General features: G+C 72.6%; 7 protein-coding genes. 1 reads left to right on the forward strand and 6 read right to left on the reverse strand.

The genetic code is table 11. The annotated features are described in order from the left end of the window. Positions 1 to 2: 2 nt before the first annotated feature. The 6 genes from AC3ETA_RS23795 to AC3ETA_RS23820 form a co-directional block, all read right to left on the reverse strand. On the reverse strand, positions 3 to 12,917 hold the full coding sequence (locus tag AC3ETA_RS23795) for an SDR family NAD(P)-dependent oxidoreductase (RefSeq protein WP_432194923.1): 12,915 nt from the start codon (positions 12,915 to 12,917) through the stop codon (positions 3 to 5). Positions 12,918 to 12,948: 31 nt separating this feature from the next. Beyond that, positions 12,949 to 13,815: an ACP S-malonyltransferase gene (gene fabD / locus AC3ETA_RS23800; RefSeq protein ID WP_432194924.1), complete on the reverse strand. Its 867-nt coding sequence runs from the start codon at positions 13,813 to 13,815 to the stop codon at positions 12,949 to 12,951. A gap of 28 nt (positions 13,816 to 13,843) precedes the next feature. Then, positions 13,844 to 15,208, reverse strand: coding sequence for a PfaD family polyunsaturated fatty acid/polyketide biosynthesis protein (locus AC3ETA_RS23805; RefSeq protein ID WP_432194925.1), 1,365 nt, complete (start codon positions 15,206 to 15,208; stop codon positions 13,844 to 13,846). Between the two features lie 138 nt (positions 15,209 to 15,346). Then, positions 15,347 to 16,090, reverse strand: coding sequence for a 4'-phosphopantetheinyl transferase family protein (locus tag AC3ETA_RS23810; protein ID WP_432194926.1), 744 nt, complete (start codon positions 16,088 to 16,090; stop codon positions 15,347 to 15,349). 116 nt (positions 16,091 to 16,206) lie between these two features. Continuing rightward, positions 16,207 to 16,719, reverse strand: a complete 513-nt coding sequence (locus AC3ETA_RS23815; RefSeq protein WP_432194927.1) for a hypothetical protein — start codon at positions 16,717 to 16,719, stop codon at positions 16,207 to 16,209. 374 nt (positions 16,720 to 17,093) lie between these two features. After that, positions 17,094 to 17,771, reverse strand: coding sequence for a YczE/YyaS/YitT family protein (locus tag AC3ETA_RS23820; protein ID WP_432194928.1), 678 nt, complete (start codon positions 17,769 to 17,771; stop codon positions 17,094 to 17,096). Positions 17,772 to 17,975: 204 nt separating this feature from the next. Here AC3ETA_RS23820 and AC3ETA_RS23825 point away from each other — a divergent pair, with 204 nt between their 5' ends. Continuing rightward, positions 17,976 to 18,485, forward strand: a complete 510-nt coding sequence (locus AC3ETA_RS23825) for a GbsR/MarR family transcriptional regulator (protein WP_432194929.1) — start codon at positions 17,976 to 17,978, stop codon at positions 18,483 to 18,485. Positions 18,486 to 18,516: the final 31 nt, after the last annotated feature.

The raw sequence follows: 18,516 nt of genomic DNA on the forward strand, positions 1-18,516 counted from the left end.
CGTCAGTTCAACTCCTCGAGCGGCAGGATCGGGCGGCCGCCGACGGCGTGCGCGGCAGGCGCGGAGAAGGCGGGGGCGGGGTGGGCCTGTTCCGGGGAGGCCGGCTCCACCGAGGGCGGGGAGACGGCCGGTTCGGCGTTCCTCGGTGCCACGACGGACCGTGTGTCCCGCTCCACCCAGTGGCGGGTACGGCGGAAGACGGCCGGGGGCAGACTCGGGCGCTCGGCCGGACGGGTGCTCAGCTCGGCCTCCGTCGGCTCCCGCAGGACGGCGTGGCAGTTGACCCCGCCGAAGCCGAAGGCGTTCACACCGGCGCGGCGCACCCCGTCGATCGGCGCGAAGTCGCGCAGCTCGGTGTTCGGGTAGAAGGGCGACCGGTCGAAGTCGAAGCGGGGGTTGGGTGTCTCGCAGTGCAGCGTCGGCGGGATCGCACGATGCCTGAGCGCCAGGACGACCTTCTGCAGCCCGGCCATGCCGGCGGCCATCAGCGCATGCCCGATGTTGGACTTCACACTGCCCACGGCGCAGTACCCCGTGTGGCCCTCGGCGTCACCGAACGCCCTTGTCAGGGCGCGCAGCTCCATCGGGTCGCCGATCATCGTGCCCGTGCCGTGCGCCTCGATGAGACCGATCGCCCCGGGGTCCACGCCCGCGGCCTGCTGCGCCCGGCGAACCACGTCCTCCTGGGCGTCCGGGTTCGGCGTCGTCAGGCCCATCGTGCGGCCGTCGTTGTTCACCGCGACGGACTCCACCACCGCGTACACGCGGTCTCCGTCGGCGAGCGCCGCGTCGAGCGGCTTCAGCAGCAGCGCGCCTGCTCCCTCCCCGAGCACCAGGCCGTTGGCCCGCGCGTCGAAGACCCGGCACTGCGCGTCCGGGGAGAGCGCCCCGGACGCGCTGAGCTTCAGGTACGGCATCTCGTCGAGCAGCAGGTCCGCCGCCGCGACCAGCGCCATGTCGCACTCGCCCAGCCGGAGCGACTGCTCGGCCAGGGCCAGTGCGGCCAGCGACGAGGAACAGGCGGTGTCGATGACGAGGTGCGGGCCGCGCAGGTCGTAGACCTGGGCGAGATGGGCTGCGGCGAAGTTCTGGTTGAGGCCCGTGACGGTGTTGCGGTGCGGGACGCGGATCCGCGGAGCGTAGGCGCCGGTCTGCGCCGCCGCGAACACACCGGTGCGGGTACCCGCGAGCTCGGACCGCTCGTACCCGGCGTTGCGGAACGTCTGCTCGGCGCACTCCAGGACCAGCCGGATCAGCGGGTCGACGTGCGCGGCGTCCGCCGGCGCGATCCCGAACGGCTCCGGATCGAAGTCCTCGATCCCGTCGAGAAATCCGCCCCACCGGGAGACGGAACGTCCGGGCTGGTTCCCCTGCGTGTACAGCTCGGCGGTGCTCCAGCGGGAGGCGGGCACTTCGCGGATCGCACTGCGGCCCTCGGCCAGGAGCTTCCAGTAGGCCTCCGTGTCGGGCGCACCGGGAAAGCGGCTCGCCATGCCGACGACGGCCAGGGGCCCCGGTCCGGTGGCCGAGCCGGGGCCACCGCGCCGCTGCGGCTGGGGCGCACCGCCGGCACCGGCCGGGACCTGCGAGGCCCGTCCGACGCCGCGCTCGGTCGCCCACCGCTCGACGCCCCGCGGGTACTGGAGGGTCAGGAAGCCGGCGAGACGGGCGGCGGTGGGGTTCTCCAGCACCACCGACGGGTCCAGCGGGGCGTCCGTCAGCTCCTCGAGCCTGCCCACCATCCCGGCGATCAGGATGGAGTCCACTCCCAGCTCGGCGAAGGAGGCGTCGGGGGTGATCGCGTCCTTCGGCAGCATCAGTTCCTGGGCCATCAGGTCGAGGAGGAAGTCCTCGACCGCCGTCCTGACGGCAGCGCTCGCGGCGCCGTCCGAGGTGGTCACCTGCTGCTCCTTCTTCTCGTGGGTCTCATTCGTCTCGTCGCGACCGGCTTCGGTGTCCGGAACGCGCGGGTGTGCTGCCGGGCCTTCGGAGCTCGGAGCCGGGGCCGTCGTCCCCGGCGAGGACGGGAAGTGCCCCGGGCGTACGGAGGCCGCGACGGCTCCGTCGACGCCTTCCGCGATCACCCGTTCGAGCAGGCCCAGGCCGCACTCGCGGGTCAGCGCCCCGAAGCCGGCCGACCGGTAGGCGTCGGCCTTCACCTCGCCCATGCCCAGGCCCGTCCAACTGCCCCAGGCCACTGAGAGGTAGCGCGTGCCGTCGGGGCCCTCCTCGGCGTTGCGCTCGGCGGCGTAGGCCTCCAGGTGGGCGTTGGCAGCGGCGTAGTCGCCGAGTCCGACGCCCAGGTGCGGCAGCACCGCCGAGATCGAGGAGTACAGGACGAAGAAGTCGGGGCGGTCCGCCCTGACGAGCTCGTCCAGCACCTGGAGTCCGGCGGTCTTCGGTTCCCAGGTCGTGGCCACGGCCTCGGGGGAGCGGCGGACGAACGCGGGGTGCCGCCGGTCGACCGAGCCGGCGCAGTGCACCACTCCGGCGATGGGACCGAGCTCACCGCGCACGCGGTCCAGGACGGCGGCGAGCGCCGTACGGTCCGTGAGCGGGCCGGCGTGGATCAGGACCTGTACCCCACGGGCCTCCAACCCGGTGACCACCCGCACCAGCTCGGCGGTTCGCAGGTCGGCCCCGTCCCCGGCGGTGTCCGCGGCGGCCGTGATCCGCTCCCACTCGGAGCGGGGCGGCAGGGGCCGCCGTCCCAGCAACGCCAGCTTGCGGGCGCCCCGTTCGGTCAGCCGCTCGGCGGCCGCGAGTCCGAGCCCCGCGGTGCCGCCGGTCACCAGGTAGGTGCGTCCGGGATCGAACTCAGGCCGCTCCGGCCCCGCGGCAAGCCTGCGCAACGGCCCCGGAACGTAGCGGTCGGTGCCGCGCAGACAGACCTCGGTCGGGGCGCCCGCAACGGCGGCGAGTTCGGCGCGCAGCGAGGTGAGGACCGCGTCCGGCTCCGTGACGGCCGGGTCGAGGTCGACAGAGGCCGCCCGGACCGCCTTGTACTCGGCCCCCACGGCCCGCACCAGGCCGGCCATTGCCGCACCCCTGGCGCGCGGCCCGCTGTGCCGCAGAGCCTGGCGGCCGCGTGTCACATGCAGCACCGCGAGCTCGTGCCCGGCCGCAGTGGCGCGGCGCACCAGCTCCTGGAGCAGACCGATCCGCGCCGCCTCGCGCACCAGCGGCGCGCGGCGCCCGCCGCCCGCGGCCAGGTCCGTCAGGTCCACGACCGCATCCAACTGCCCGTAGCGGTCGTACAGTTGCTCCGCCATCGCGCGGCCCGCCGCATGGTCGGCGAGGTCGATGTCGTACTCGTCGGGTCCCAGGTGCGGCAGCAGACTCCGCTCCCGCACCAGCACCCAGCCGCTCTTCTCCGCCCCCGCGGCGTGGGCCGCGGCCTCCGCGAAGCCGAGCGTGTCCTGCGCAGCGACGAGCAGGACACCGAGCGGCCTGCGCCCGCCGTCGGAAGGGGCGGGCAGCGGCGTACGCACCCAGTCGCGGGCCAGCAGCTCGGGCACTGTCTCCTCGCCGTCACCGGCGCCGGCCTGCTCGGGCCGCGGGTTCTCTCCGGCCGCCGGCTCGGGGGCGCGGACGGTCCGTGCCGGAATGCCCGACGGCCCGAACTCCGTGCCGTGGTCGAAGGGACAGCCCGGGAACGGAACCCGGCGGCGCGGCGCGTCGTGCAGCGCCTGCCAGTCCACGGCCTCGCCCGCCGTCCAGCGGGCCGCCGCGTCCGCGGGGTCCGTCGGGTGCACGGCGGCACCGGCGGCCGTCTCCCGGTGCGGTCCGCCGAGGTGCACCCCCGGAGTCCCGGCCTCACCGGTGTCGCCCAGGTACGCCTCGAGCCGTTCCCGCAGCTCGGGCAAGGACGAGGCGACGACCGCGAGTCGCTCCGCGCGAGGCGTACGGCCGGCCTGCGACGTCCAGGCCAGGTCGTCCAGGCGTACGTCGCACCCGGCGGCGAAGTCGAGCAGCCGGGCGGCGTAGGCGCGCAGCCGCTCTCGTGTCCGCGCGGACAGCACGACAACCTGGGGACCGGACGCTTCGGCGGCGCGCTCCGCAGGCCTGGGCGGCTCCTCCACGATGACGTGCGCGTTGACGCCGCCGAAGCCGAACGAGCTCACTCCGGCCCGCAACGGCGTGCCACCGTTCGATACCCACGGCTGCGGTGCGCGCAGCACGCGGAACGGTGAACCCTGAAGCTCCAGATAGGGGTTGAGCTCGCCGAGCCCGGTCACCGGTGGCAGGGCGCGGTCCCGCAGGGCGTGCACCGCCGAGATCAGACCCGCGATGCCGGCGGCGCTCTCCAGGTGTCCGACGGATGCCTTGAGCGCGCCGAGGACGGTGGAACCAGCGGGCAGCTCGGCACCGTCGGCTGCCCGTTCGAACGCCTGCTTGAGGCCCTGGATCTCGATCGGGTCACCCAGCTTGGTGCCCGTTCCGTGCGTCTCGACGTATCCGACGGAGCCCGGGGAGACGCCCGCGTCACCCAACGCCGCGACAATGGTGTCGGCCTGGCCGCGTGGGGTCGGAGCGGTGAGCGAGTGGGCTCGGCCGCCGTGGCCCACTGCAGAGCCGCGGATCACGGCGCGAACGCTGTCGCCGTCGGCGAGCGCCCGCGACAGCGGCTTGAGCAGCACCGCGCCGACGCCCTCGGCACGCACATAGCCGTCCGCGCGGCTGTCGAAGGTGTGGCAGCGGCCCCCCGGCGACAGCATGCCGCCACGGCTCAGCGAGACGTACCAGGTCGGCGTCATCACGACGTTGACCCCGCCGACGAGAGCGGCCTCGCACTCGCCGGCCCGAAGCGCCGCAAGGGCCCGGTGCAGGGCGACCAGCGAGCTGGAGCACGCGGTGTCCACCGTCTCGCTGGGACCGCGCAGGTCCAGCAGGTACGACACACGGTTGGCGACGATGGCGTGCACGTTGCCGGTGACCGTGTGACCGGCGACGTCGGTGTCGTGCTCGCGCAGGACCTCCAGGTAGTCGTGGAGGGTCGCCCCCGCGAAGACCCCGGTGCGGGTCCCGGCGAACGACTTCGGGTCGTACCCGGCGTCCTCCAGGGCGTGCCAGCACGTCTCCAGGAACAGCCGCTGCTGCGGGTCCATGAGCGAGGCCTCGCGCGGCGAGAGCGAGAAGTGGGCGGCGTCGAAGGCGGTCACCGAGTCGAGGAAGCCGCCCGCCCGGCAGTCGGTCGTGCCAGGCTCCCGGCGCGGATCACCGTCGTACGCCCGCCAGTTCCAGCGCTCGGCCGGCACCTCGGTGACCAGGTCCCGTCCGGCCAGCAGGTTCCGCCAGAACGTCTCGGCGTCCGGCGCGCCGGGGAAGCGGCCCGCCAGACCGACCACGGCGACGGGGTCGTCGTCGGCGTGAGCCCTCGCCCGCGTCGGCTGCGGGACGACGTCGACGGCCGGTTCCACGAGAGGAGTCGACGTCTGCGCCTCGGCTTGCTCGGCGACGGCTTCCGGCGCCGATCCGGCGGCGGGAACTGTGCGAGGGCCTGCACCATGCCGCTCGACAAGATGCGTGGCGATCGCGTCCGCCGTCGTGAACTCGTAGAACGTCACCGGCGTCAGGGCCGCGTCGAAGGTGTCGTTGAGCCGGTTGGCGAGGGTGGTCAGCAGGACGGAGTTGAAGCCGTAGGCGCCGAGTTCGGTGGCCGCGTCGATCCGGTCGGGAGTGGTGCCGGCGACCTCGGCGATGCGTTCCACGACCAGGGTCCGGACCCCGGTCGTGTCGGGTTCGGCAGCCGGACCCCCGGCCGGCTGCTCCGTGGGTTCGGCGCCGGGCAGCGCGCCCAGGCCGGCCCGGCCGAGGACCGACGCGGTGCGGTCGGCCCCGGCGCAGGACACGTACCGGCGTGGCGCGTCGGACCGTACCGCGTCCTCCAGTACCCGCATGGCCTCGGCGGTGTCGATGGGCACCAGACCGATCGTCGTGACGGCCATCGCCGCCGCCTCGGCGTCCAGCCGCATGCCGCCCTCGGACCACAGCGGCCAGGCCACCGAGACGGTACGGCCGCGGCGCGCACCGTCGGCGACCTGTTCGCCGCGGCGTACGGCGAAGGCGTCCAGGTAGGCGTTGGCGGCCGCGTAGTCGCACTGGCCGGCGTTCCCGACGGTGCCGACGACGGACGAGAAGAGGACGAAGACGCCGAGACCGTCGTCGGCCGTCAGTTCGTCGAGCAGTGCCGTGCCCGTGGTCTTGGGTGCCAGCACCCGGGCGATCTGCTCGTCCCGCTTGTCCTGGAGCAGCGCGTCCTCGATCAGCCCCGCGGCGTGCAGCACACCGGAGAGCGAACCGAAGCGCGAGCGGGCCGTGCGCAGCGCGGTGTCCAGGGAGGATCGGTCAGTCACGTCCGCCCGCACGTACAGCCCGTCGCCACCGAGCGAGCGCAGCCGGGAGCAGAACCGCTCGTGCTCGGGGCCCGGCGCCGACCGTCCGACCAGCGTGACCCTGGCGCCGTACTGCTCCGCCAGGTGCACCGCGACCAGTCGGCCGATGCCGCCGGAGCCGCCGGTGACGACGTAGTGGCCGCCCTCGGTGAAACCGGGCCCGCCGTGGCCGCCGGCCGGGGGGTCGTCGGTGAAGCGCAGCACCCGACGTCCGTCCGGTCCGAGCCGGACCTCGGCGTCCGCGCTGCCGGCCTCCGCGACCAGCGCGGCGAGGGACGCTGACACGCCGTCGGCGACGCCGACGCGCACGTGCCGGTAGCGGCTCGTCTCCCGGGCCAGGGAGCGGCCGAACGCGGCGATCGCGTGCTCCACCGGGTCACCCCCGTCCGCCGAGGTCACCTGGACGTACGTCACCGGGGGCAGCGCGCCGACCGAGACGGCACGGCCCAGGTCGGCGGGCAGCCGCTGGGCCACCGCGGACGCGCACTCCTCCGGCTGCCGCGGCGGCGTGGAAAGCCCGCGCCGGTCGACCAGCACCACGGGCCCCTCGGCGCCCGCCCGCTCCAGCAGCAGGCGCAGGTCGTCGGCGTTGCCGCGGCGCACCACAGGGCCGAGGGCGTCGTCGGGCACCTCGCCCGCCGGGTACTCCGTGGCGTGCAGCAGCAGCCAGGGCCGGTCCGGGTCGTCATCGGCGACCGGCTCGGTGCCGGGCGTGTCGAGCACCAGGACTGTCGCGGGCGGCTGCGCACCGTCGGCGGTCCGCAGGACCGACGGCTCCCAGCGGGGCGTCCAGATCGTGGCGGTGCCGTTCGGGTCGGCCGCCGGCGCCTGGTCGACGGCGTGCGCGGGGGTGCCGGTGACGCTCAGGGCGGCCGACGGCAGCCAGTACGGCACGCGTTCGAACGGATAGGCGGGCAGGGGAGTGCGGCGCGCGGCGGGCAGCAGCACCGTCCAGTCGAGGTCCGCGCCTTGCACCCACAGCCGGGCCAGCGTGTTCAGCTCGCCCCGCGCGGCCAGCGACGCCAGGAAGTCCTGCCCGCCGGCCAGATCTGCGAAGAGCCCTGTGAGCGGGCCGCCCCGCACCAGCCGTCCGGTGTGCACCGCGCCGGTGCCGTCCTCGATGCCCTCCGCGATCCGGTCCAGCACGCCGAGCAGCTCTTCGCGACCGCCGGCGGTGAACGCGGCCCGTACGTCCAGGGCCTCGCGTCCCGTGCGCAGGGTGTGCGCCACGTCGGCGAGCCGGACCGACTGCCCCGGACCGCGCAGGTGGGCGGCCAACCGCTGTGCGCTGGCGCGCAGTTGGTCGTCCGTGCGCCCCGACAGCACATACAACTCCGTACGCACCGCGTCCTCCGCTTCCTCTTCCGTGGGCGGCTGCTCGTACGCCTCGACGACGAGATGCGCGTTGACGCCGCCCGCGCCGAAAGAACTCACGCCCGCGCGCAGCGGTGGCGTGCCGCCGTCGGACTCCGCGCCCGTCGGCTCCCACGGCGCGGCCTCGGTCTGCAGCCGGAAGGGGCTGCCGTCCAGCTCGATGAACGGATTCGGGCTGTCGGCGTGCGGAGTCGGCGGCAGGGTGCGGTGCTTGAGCTGCAACAGCACCTTCGTCAGCCCCGCGATGCCGGCGGCGGGTTCCAGGTGGCCGATGTTGGCCTTCACGCTGCCCAGAGCGCAGCTCCCGGCCTGCTCCCGCTCGCCGAACGCCCGTGTCAGCGCCCGCACTTCGATGGGGTCGCCCAGCGAGGTGCCGCTGCCGTGGGCCTCCACATAGCCGACGGTGGCCGGGTCCACGCCCGCCATGCGCAGCGCCGACGACACCAGCGCCGCCTGAGCCTCGGGGCTCGGCACGGTGAATCCGCTGGTACGACCACCCGAGTTGACGGCAGTGCCGCGGATGAGCCCGTAGACGTGGTCACCGTCGGCAAGCGCCCGCGACAGCGGCTTGAGCAGCACCGCCCCCGCGCCCTCGCCCATGACGAAGCCGTCGGCCCCCTCGGCGAACGGACGGCACGCACCGGTCCTCGACAGCATCCCCATCTGTGCGTACTGGATGTGCCGTACCGGATGCAGGACCAGGTTCACCCCACCGGCGATCGCGGCCGACACCTCACCGCGCCGGATCGCCTCGCAGGCCAGGTGCAGCGCCACACCGGAGGCGGAGCAGGCGGTGTCCACGACCATGCTCGGGCCGGTCAGGTCCAGGAAGTACGAGACGCGATTGGCGATGGCGTAGTTGTCGGCGTACGGGTAGGGGGAGTGGCCGGTGGCCGCGCCGTTGGCGCTGAAGGTGCGGTAGTCGTCGGCCATGGCGCCCACGTAGACGCCGGTGTTCCGCTCCACCGTGTGCCGGTCGTAGCCGGCGTCCTGAACGGCCTCGATCGCCGTCTCCAGGAACACCCGCTGCTGGGGGTCCATCTGCTCGGCGTCGCGCGGCGCGATCCCGAAGTACAGCGAGTCGAAGTCGGCGACCCCGTCCAGGAAGTTGCCGATCCCGCTGTATGTGCGGCCCTGCCCGCCCTCGGGGGTGTACACCGCTGCGTGGTCCCAGCGGTCGGACGGCACCGGCCGGGCGGCGCTGCGGCCGTGCAGCACGTTCTGCCACAGCTTGTCGAGGCTGTCGGCGCCGGGATAGCGGCCGGCCAGGCCGACGACGGCGATCGGGTCGGCGACGGGCTCGGGCGAGGGCGTGCCGTCGGCCGGGACCACCGCGGGTTCCCGGGCGGCGGTGCGCCGTACGACCGGGGACTGCGCGGGCGCCGGGCGCGCTTCCGCCGCGCCGCCCACGACTGTCTCCTCACCCGCGTCACCGGCCAGCGTCGCGGCGATGTCGCCGAGTGTCCGGTGTTCGAAGAACAGCGTCTTGGACAGCTGCCCGTACCGCTTCTCCAGCCGGATGATCGCGTCCACCACGGCCAGCGAGGTCATACGGATCGCCTCGAGGGGCGTGTGCGGGCCGATGTCCGCGAGCGGCAGTCCCAGCACCTCGGCGACGACCGAGCAGACGGCCTCCCGCGCCTCGGCGAGGCTGCCCGAGGTCGGCACCGCCGGCTCCTGGGCCGACTCCCGTGCCGCGGTGGCCGAGAGCCGGGCGGAGGGCCGGGTGGCGTGGAGCACGGTCGTGAGCGGATCGGCGTCCTGCGCGAGGTCGACCAGGGCACGGCGGCGCACGGTGTCCCGTAGGGCCGCGTCGGACGGCTTCGCCTGCCGCTTGCGGGCGGGCTTGGCCCCGGCCTCCTCCGCCGGCTGCGCGTCCTCCGGCGCGAATACCGCTTCGGCTGCCGTGACCACCGGCGCCCGGTACGTGATGTGACCGTCCTCGCCGGGTTCGGCGAACGCGCCGAGCACCGAGTCGAAGAAGCGGCGCACCGGAGTGTTGCGCTCACTGGGCACGTACGGCGCCACCAGCTCGGACACACCCGCCTCGGCCAACTCCCCGGCCACGGAGGCGAGGAACGCGTGCTCGACGCCGCGGCCCAGCACCCGGCAGCTCATCAGGAAGGTGTCGAGGGTCGCGGACGTACCGTCGGCGTCCTCCCGGGTGATGGCGAGACCGACCAGGCCGTAGTCGCCGAAGCGGTCGCGGACATGAGCGGTGCGGATCCGCGCCTTCGGGTCGGCGAGCAGCACCTGCATCTCGGCCTCGCCGCGGCGGACCGTGGACAGGTTGAACTGGTTGGTGCGGTAGGTCAGCTGCGACGCCCGCGCATACTGCTCGGGCGTCGGCGGCGCCACGTCCACCGACAACTGCAGGCCGGCGATGAAGTCGGCGAACGACGCCGCGTTGCGGCGCATTGAGTCGCGCTCGCCGCGTGCCCGGTAGAAGTCGGTGCGCCGGCGGTCCTCGTCGGTGACGGTGAGCCGGTCCAGCGACCACACGCGGTCCAGGAAGGCCGGGACCGCGTCGCCGTCCTCGGGCAGTTGCAGTGCCAGGACCTGCGGGTGGGCGGAGCGGACGGCCGCCACCTCGACCGGGTTGTCGTCGAGGAAGACGAAACTGTCCAGACCCAGGTCGAGTTCGGCGGCGAGCGAGGCGATGTTCAGGGCCTTGGGCTCCCAGTTCACCCGGCGCGCAGTGATGTGCTCAGGACGCAGCGGCATGTCCTCCCGGACGGCGAACACCTCGTCGACGTCGGCCGCTTCGTTCTTGCTGGCGAGGCAGAGGAGGACGCCCTCGCGCTGGCGGGCCACGGCCCATTCCTGCACCGCCCGGTACGCCGGCTCCAGCCGTACCGCGTGCGGGCCGTCCTCGCCGACGACCCCGCCCCACAGCGTGTTGTCGCAGTCGAGGACGATCACCTTCGACGGAGCGGTCAGCGCGCTGTGCGCGGCCCGTGCCACGCCGGCCGCCAGGACGACACAGCCCTCCTGCGTGAACGGGATGTGCGCCGCCGCGTCACGGGCCCCGTCGTAGTGGGTCTCGCCGGCCGGGACCACTCCGCCCGCCCACCGCTCCCGGCCGATCACGTGCACGCCGGAGACGTCGCCGAGCTGCTGTTCGATCAGTTCCTCGGCGGCGGTCAGCTCTGCGTCCCGGCCGCGGCCACCGGCATGTGCGGGAGACGGCGGGCACAGCAGCACCAGTACGGGGACAGAGCTGCGGCCGGCGTGTGCGCGCACCGCGTCGGTGAACTCCTCGGCCGTACGGACGCCCTCGCCCTGAGGCCAGTCCTGCGTCCGGACCAGGACGGCATTGACGCCCTGCTCGACCGAGGCGAACACCCCGTCGGGGGAGAGGAGTTCCTGGAAGACCTGCGCGTAGCCGGCCGGCCGGACCTGGAGCCCGAGTCCCAGCCGGTCGCACCAGTGCTGCAGCGGGTCGAGCAGCGGGTCGAGGGTGAAGGTGGCGACGAGGCCGAGGTCGAGGGGACGGAGCGCGGGGGCGGTCTCCCGGGCGTCCTGGGTTTCCCGCGTGTCCGAGGCTGTCTCGGGGGACCGGACCCGCGTACTGGAGCTGTCGGTGGTCTCCTTCGTGGGCTCCGGGTCCGAGTCGATGAGCGCCGTACCGTCGTCCGTGAAGTCCAGCACGTGCACCGTGCCCGGCTCGGCGGGTCCGGCCAGGACGCGGACCAGCGCCGCGGCCACCGGCTCGACGGCCGCACCGCGGTCGTTGCCGAGCGGGGTCGCCGTCATCGCCGTACGCAGCCGGGGCGGGCGCGCGATCAGCCAGGACGCGCCGGAGTGTTCGGCGGCGGCCGCGTGGACCAGCCCCTCGACCGCGAACTTGGCCGTCACGTACGCCGACCAGCCCGGCGGGGGAGCGGCCGTCCACGCGCTGGAGACGGCCAGGACGCATCCGCCGCGCCCGGCGACCTCGCCCGCGAGGCCGGCCAGAGGCTCACGGCTGAGGGCGAGTGCGCGGGCGACATGATCGGCCGCGCGCTGTGAAGTCGTCGGTTCCAGGGGAAGTTCGGCCGGCGTGGGGCAGGCGTTGAGTACCAGGAGGTCCAGCCCGCCGCGCTCCTCGCGGACGCGGTCCAAGGCGCGGGCCACCCACTCGGGGTCGGCGGCGTCGCCGGGCAGCAGGTGGATCCGGGTCCCCGCGCTGCCGATGCTCGCGGTGGCCGCCGTTGCGTCCTCGGCGCTGCGGTGGAAACCGGCGTACACCTCGGCGCCCTGCAGGGCGAGCGCCTGGGTGACGGCTGCTCCCAGGCCGCGGCTGGCGCCGACGACCAGGGCGGTACGGCCCTGCAGCGGCTCGCCGTCCGGCAGCAGCTCGGTCAGCGTCCGGGCGTCGCCCCCGGGGACGTCCGCGCGGTGGAAGGCGCGCACGGCTGCCGAGGCCCGCACGCCGGCTGCCTCGACGGTGCCCGTGAGCCGCAGCAAGCGGAACCTCTCCTGCACGTCGGCCACCTCGGCGTGCGCGGTGAACGGCTCATCGCCGTCCGTCTGCCGGAACTCCACCTCGAAGTCGGACAGCAGAGCGGCCCGGCCAGGTGCCTCCATCCCGACCAGGTAGCTGATCCAGGCGAGAACACCGACCGGAAACGGGCCCAGGCCCCGCTCGCGAAGGCCGAGTTCATCGACCAGGCAGGAGATACCGTCCCAGCGCGGCGCGTAGCCCTCACCCACGGACATGCCCGCGGTGAACTCCGTGAGATCCGCATCGCGTGGTCGCTGCCGCACCGTGGCGTCCGGGGCGTCGGCCGGACCCTCGGTGTCCGGCCCGGGCCCCTCGCGGAACTCCGCCGTCACCTCCAGCAGCGTGCGGCTGCCGTCGCGGAGCTGGACCGTCGCGCGCTCGGCGGTGTCCTCGGCGACCTCGCACACATAGTCCTGGTCCGCGTACACGGGCGCCTGGAAGCGCGCGGAGATGCGGACGGGGCTGCGGCCAGGACGCGGCGGCAGGCTGGACAGGGCGAGGAGGGTGCCGAGCACCCCGTGGACGACAGGCTCGCCGAAGGCGGTGCGCCGTGCGTAGTCGGCGTCGACGTGCAGCGGATTGTCATCGGCACTGGCCTGCCGGAACGTCTCGACCACGGCGGCGGTGGCCCGCACTCGGGTCGGCGTCGTCTGGTCTTCCATGATCGCCTCTCGACTCACTCGCTCGTGGGGTTCACGCGGTGGGCGACAGCGCCCGCCGCTGGGTCCTGATCTGCGCGACGAGACCGGTCAGCACCTGACCCGGACCGATCTCCCGGAACTCCGGCTCCGGGCGATCCAGCAGGTGGGCGATGCTCTCGGTCCAGCGCACCGGCGACGCGATCTGCCGGGTCAGCAGATCGGCCGGGTCGTCCGTGCCGTACGGCCGTGCCGTCACGTTCGAGATCACCTCGATACGCGGCGAGGCCAGCCGGTACTGCGCCAGGAACGTGCCGAACTCGGCGGCCGCGTCGGCCATGTGGCGGGAGTGGAAGGCACCGCCGACGTTCAGCGCCACCACGGCCTTGGCCTCCGAGCCGAAGACGTCCTTCAGCCTCGCGATGTCGTCCCGGGGCCCGGAGACGACGGTCTGGCCCGGGGCGTTGAGGTTGGCCACGTCCACGGCGGGCGCCCGCTCGGCGAGGATCTCGTGGATACGGTCCTCCGCGACTCCCATGACCGCGGCCATGCCGCCCTCGGGCGCCTGCGCCATCAGCTCGCCGCGCCGTACGACGATCTCCAGACCGGTGAGGAAGTCGAACGTACCGGCCGCGAACAGCGCCACGTACTCACCGAGGCTGTGCCCGGCGACCGCGTCAGGCACCCGGCCCGTCTCCCGGACGGCGTCCAGGTAGGACAAGGCGTTGACGACGTACATCGCTGTCTGCGTGTTGCGGGTGTCGGTGAGCTCCTGCGCGGAGGCGTTCAGACACAGATCCGCGATCGAGCGGCCGAGCACGGAGTCGGCCTGGCGGACCAGGTGGGGGAACTTCGGGAACAGGTCCCGGCCGATTCCGGGGCGGTGCGAGCCCTGGCCGGGGAACACATGGATGAGCGTCATGTCCGCATCTCCAAGGGACGTCGAGGGACTAGGCCGCGGCGAAGGGCCGGGACGTGGGGGTGAGGTGGGCGGCGCGGGAGAGCAGCTCCGCGGCGCCGGTCATGATCAGTCGGGCGAGGTCGTCCGGGTGGCGGTCACGCCAGTTCTCGCCGGGCGTGCCGCGCAGCCGCTCGTTGAGCGCGCCCAGCGCCGGGCCGCACGGGATCTGGAAGTCGACCCGGCTGCCGGCATCGCCCTCCAGCGCGACCCGGGTGGCCCTGGCGAAGTACCAGGTGAAGATCAGCGCCATCCGTCGCTTGGGGTCCTCTTCGGCGCGTTCGACGACTGCCGGGCGGGTGCTCGCATAGCGCGCCTTGACCTCCTGCCACACCTCCTCGAAGGAGCGGCCGAGGATGCGGCGCTGCACATGGTCGGCGGTGTCCGGGTCGAGTTCGTCCAGCGACCCGTGCCGCAGCCACAGTTCGTAGAGTTTGTTGGCGCGGGCAGGGAAGAACAGGCCTCGGCGCAGGACCTGGGCCTTGGTGCCCATCTCGAACATGTCGCCGGCCGGTACCAGCGCGGTGTCCTGCACCTGGGCCTGTTGAAGGAGGTCCTTGGCGGTGTCCGAGGTGCCCGCCTCCACGGTGCACTGGTTGATGCTGCCGGTCAGGACGAAGTCGGCGCCCATGACGAACGCGGCGGCCGCGGCTTCGGGCGTGCCGATGCCGCCCGCCGCTCCGATCCGGACCCGCCCGGCCGCCGGGTGGGCCGCCGCAGCCCGGTCGCGCAGCGTCAGGATGGCCGGCAGCAGGGCGGTCAACGGCCGCTGGTCGGTGTGACCGCCGGAGTCGGCCTCGGCGCACAGGTCGTCGCACATGGCGACGGACTGCGCGAGCGCGGCCTCCTGGGGCGTGACACGCCCGGCGGCGGCCAGGTCCCGGACGAGCGTGGCGGGTGGCGGGGACAGGAACGCCTCCGCCACCTCCTGGCGCGAGACCTTGGCCATGATGTGGTTCGGGGTCCGGACCGTGCCGTCGGGGGCGCGGTGCGCGCCCGTCAGGCGGAAGCGGACGAGGCCCGCAGAGACCTGCACGAACGAGGCAGCCTCCACGCGCCGTACGCCGTGCGCGAGAAAGGTGTCGATGGTGCGGTCCTCGCGCTCCGGCCTCGAGGCCAGCAGATTGACGCCGAAGGGCCGGTGGGGGCCGAGCTCCGCGCGGATGCGCCGGAGCGACGCGTCGAGCTCGCCTTCGGTGAGACCGCCGGCGCCGAAGTAGCCCAGGAGCCCGGCCCGGCCCATCCGGACCACCAGCTCCACGGAGGCGATGGCCTTGTACATCGACCCCGAGGCGTACGCGTATGCGACGCCGTGGTCGGCGCGGAAGTCGGCGCTGCCGAGATCTTCCGGCCGCATGCCGGACCGTGGGGCGGCGGCCCGTGTACCTGACGTACCGTCGGGCGAGTGCACGGGAGTCCTCCAGGACAGGGGTGGGTGGCGGCGCTTCCACCCGGGTACGGGGGAGGCCGTGGTGGACGGTGATGTGCGCGGTGACTACAGCGGCTCGGGCTCACGCATCTCGAACTGGAGTTCCTCGTCACGGCGGCGGCCGATGCACACGGCGGCATGGAAGTCGACCGGAACCTTGACGAAGTCGTAGAGCCAGTGGTCGGGCCGGTCCGCGAGCGAGGGCTTGAGGACCAGCTGCGGGGTACGGCCGTCCGGGAAGAGGAAGGAGATGTCCCGCAACGGCAGCGAGATGCCCTGGCCGCGCGCCTTGGCGTACGCCTCCTTGAACACCCACACGTCGAGGAAACGGCTCTTCCAGGCACGCGCGGGCAGCCGGCGCAGTTCCTCGATCTCGGGTTCGGACATCACCTGGTGGATCAGGTCGGGGAGCGAGATGCGCGCGTCACGCTTCTCCACGTCCACTCCGATGGGACGTTCCCTCGTGATGCCGAGCAGGCACATCCCGCGTGAGTGCGACAGGTTGAAGTCGAGATCGACGCCCAGCCGGTGGTGGACGGCCGGCTTGCCGAACCGGTTGAACTCGAACTCCCACTCGGCCGGTTCGATGTCGACGTACTCGGAGAGACAGCGCCGCAGCAGGGAGCGCGCCATCACGAACTGGGCGCGGTCGCGCGCGAAGTAGAACTGATCGGCCCGGTTGCGCTCCTCGGGGGAGAGAACCGATTCGTGCTCGCGCAGATTGCGGGGCTCGCCGTCCGGACCTGCGGAGGACTCGATCCACAGGTGCACGTCGGTTCTGCTCAACGTGACGTGGGGTTCCCTGGTCATGGTCCCTCGGTGCTCTCCGGACTCGGCACGCGGCCGTCGCCCTGAAGGTGGTGGCCGGCGGTGGACGGGGCGTCCCTGGGCACGCCCAGGGACGCCGGGCGGAAGGACGGGCCGGTTCAGACGGCCGCGGAGTTGCGGTGCTCCTCGAAGACGTCGAAGACGCCCTCGAGCTTGCGCGAGATGACTCCGTAGAGGTACTCCATGCGCTTCAGGCGCTCGATCCGCTCCTCCGGCTGGTCCTTGAGCACCTCGAGGCCGTGCTGAACGGCCGCGTGGAACTCGGGGATCCGGCGGAAGGAGTGCTCCACGGCGTTCGGCCAGGCGCCGTCGTTGAGGGTGATGGAGTAGTCGTCGGTACCGGGGATCTCCTCGCGGGTGTACACGCCCGGCGGGGTGAGCAGGTCGGCGATCCAGTCCACCGGCTCGCGGGGGATGTCCAGCGCCTTGGCGATCTCGTTGGCACTCTGCTTCGCCGGGTAGCTGATGATCATCCAGCCGATGACGTAGCCGCGCTCCCACTCCATCCCGTCGGTGATGTGGTAGTGCTCGGCGATCTTGTGGACGAAGGACTTCTCTGCCTCGGTGAGGGTGGAGCGCTCGGATATGGCGCCCTCAATCTTTTCGGTCATGCCCTCAAGTATTGGTGTGCCGATTTACCGGTCAAGCTTTCGAAGAGCGGTCCGCTTTCGATTCCGTGCGGGGTGTCGACTTCTCTTTTCTTGATGCCTGTTGGTGCTCTGACCTGGCCATCCGCGATTCCTTTAGGCTGCGCTTTCACTCGCCTTACATTCCGCTTTACGCTTTTCGGTGGCCATGATTGCGGAGTTCTGGCCGAGGGCTCTCGGACATTTGTCGTGGCACCCTGTGGCCGGACGCCCCGGCCGCACTGTCCTCGTGGCGTTCGGAGTACTCGTACCCCTGCCGGCCATCCGACCGACCGCCGGGAGGGGACTGGCCACGGGGCCGGACCGGGGCTGAGGCTCCCGGTGCCGGACCCCGCAGGTCAGGCTGAGACGCGTACCTGTCCGGGAGGCGCAGGTGCCTCCGCCAGGCCGTGGTTGGTCAGGCGCAGGACCCGCCGATTGAGCGCCATGAAGGGCTGGATCAGGCCGTCGACGAACACCAGGAAGCACAGCGTCCCGACGCCGACGGGGCCTCCGAGGAGGCATCCGAGCCCGAGCAGTACCGCCTCGATCCCGGCCTTGGCGAGCCAGAACGGCCACTTCCAGCGGTGGGTCATGGTGATGACGATGAGGTCCATGGCGCGTATGCCGACACCGCTCATGATGATCAGTGCCGAGCCGTACGCGCACAGCAGGACCGCCGCCGTGAGGGACGGAACGCTCGCCATCCACGACAGGTCGGCCAGGAGCATCAGGTCGATCAGGCTGCCGCAGAGGAAGAACGTGACGAACGGTGCCACGACCGGGCGTCGCCGGTTCCACAGGGACCACACTGCGATGCACACCGCGGCGATCGCCGCCTGGGCGACGCCGATGGTGATCGGCATGTGCTCCTTGAGGCCCAGCGCGAGGACGTCGAGCGGATCGGTGCCGAGATCGGAGTGGATGAAGAGGGTGGCCCCGGCGGCGAACACCACGCAGCCGGCCAGGTAGGTGCCCAGCCGCTTGGCCAGGACGCTCGGGGGCAGGGCGGCGAACAGGGCAGGCAGGCGAGGCATGAGGATCCTTTGTGTCGGGGATGACGGTCTGCTGCACTCGCCATGACGGTACGAACGCCAACGCAAGGCGGATATCAGTGCAATGACAGACAAAAGGCAAAATTCTGTACGGACTCTGCAGCCTTGCGTGCGGAAGCGGGGAGGGGAGAGGGGGAGGTGCGCGCTGGATCGGCAGGTTCTCTATGTTCGGTGTATCCTGAACAAATGGAACAGAGTGTACGGCGCGGGGCCGCTGCCACCGAGGAAGAGCTTGCCTTCGTGGAGGAAGCCGCGATCAGCCTTGAGCGGCAAGGGCTGTTCCGCATGGCCGGAAGGGTTCTCGCCTGGCTGCTGATCTGCGACCCCGCGGAGCAGACGGCCGGCGACCTGGGCGAAGTGCTTCAGGCCAGCAAGGGGTCCGTCAGCGCCGCGACCCGCTTCCTGGTGCCGAGCGGCATGGTGGAGAAGATCTCACGGCCCGGCGAGCGCCGCGACTACTACCGGATCAAAGAAGGTGTGTGGCCGGCCCTGGCCAAGAGTCAGGCCGAGCATTACCAGTCCTTCGTCGACATCACCGAACAGGGTCTGAGAATTCTGGAAGGCGCTCCGGAGCAGCGCAAGGAACGGCTGCGGACTATGCACGACTTCTATGCGTGGCTGGCCAGGGAGATGCCGCTGCTGTGGAAGCGCTGGGAAGACGAGCAGGGAGCCCAGAGCAGGGCTCAACGGTCCTGACCGCCTCGCCGGTCCGGGAACGGTGACGCCC

The sequence above is a fragment of the Streptomyces sp. bgisy027 genome (genome assembly GCF_057710365.1).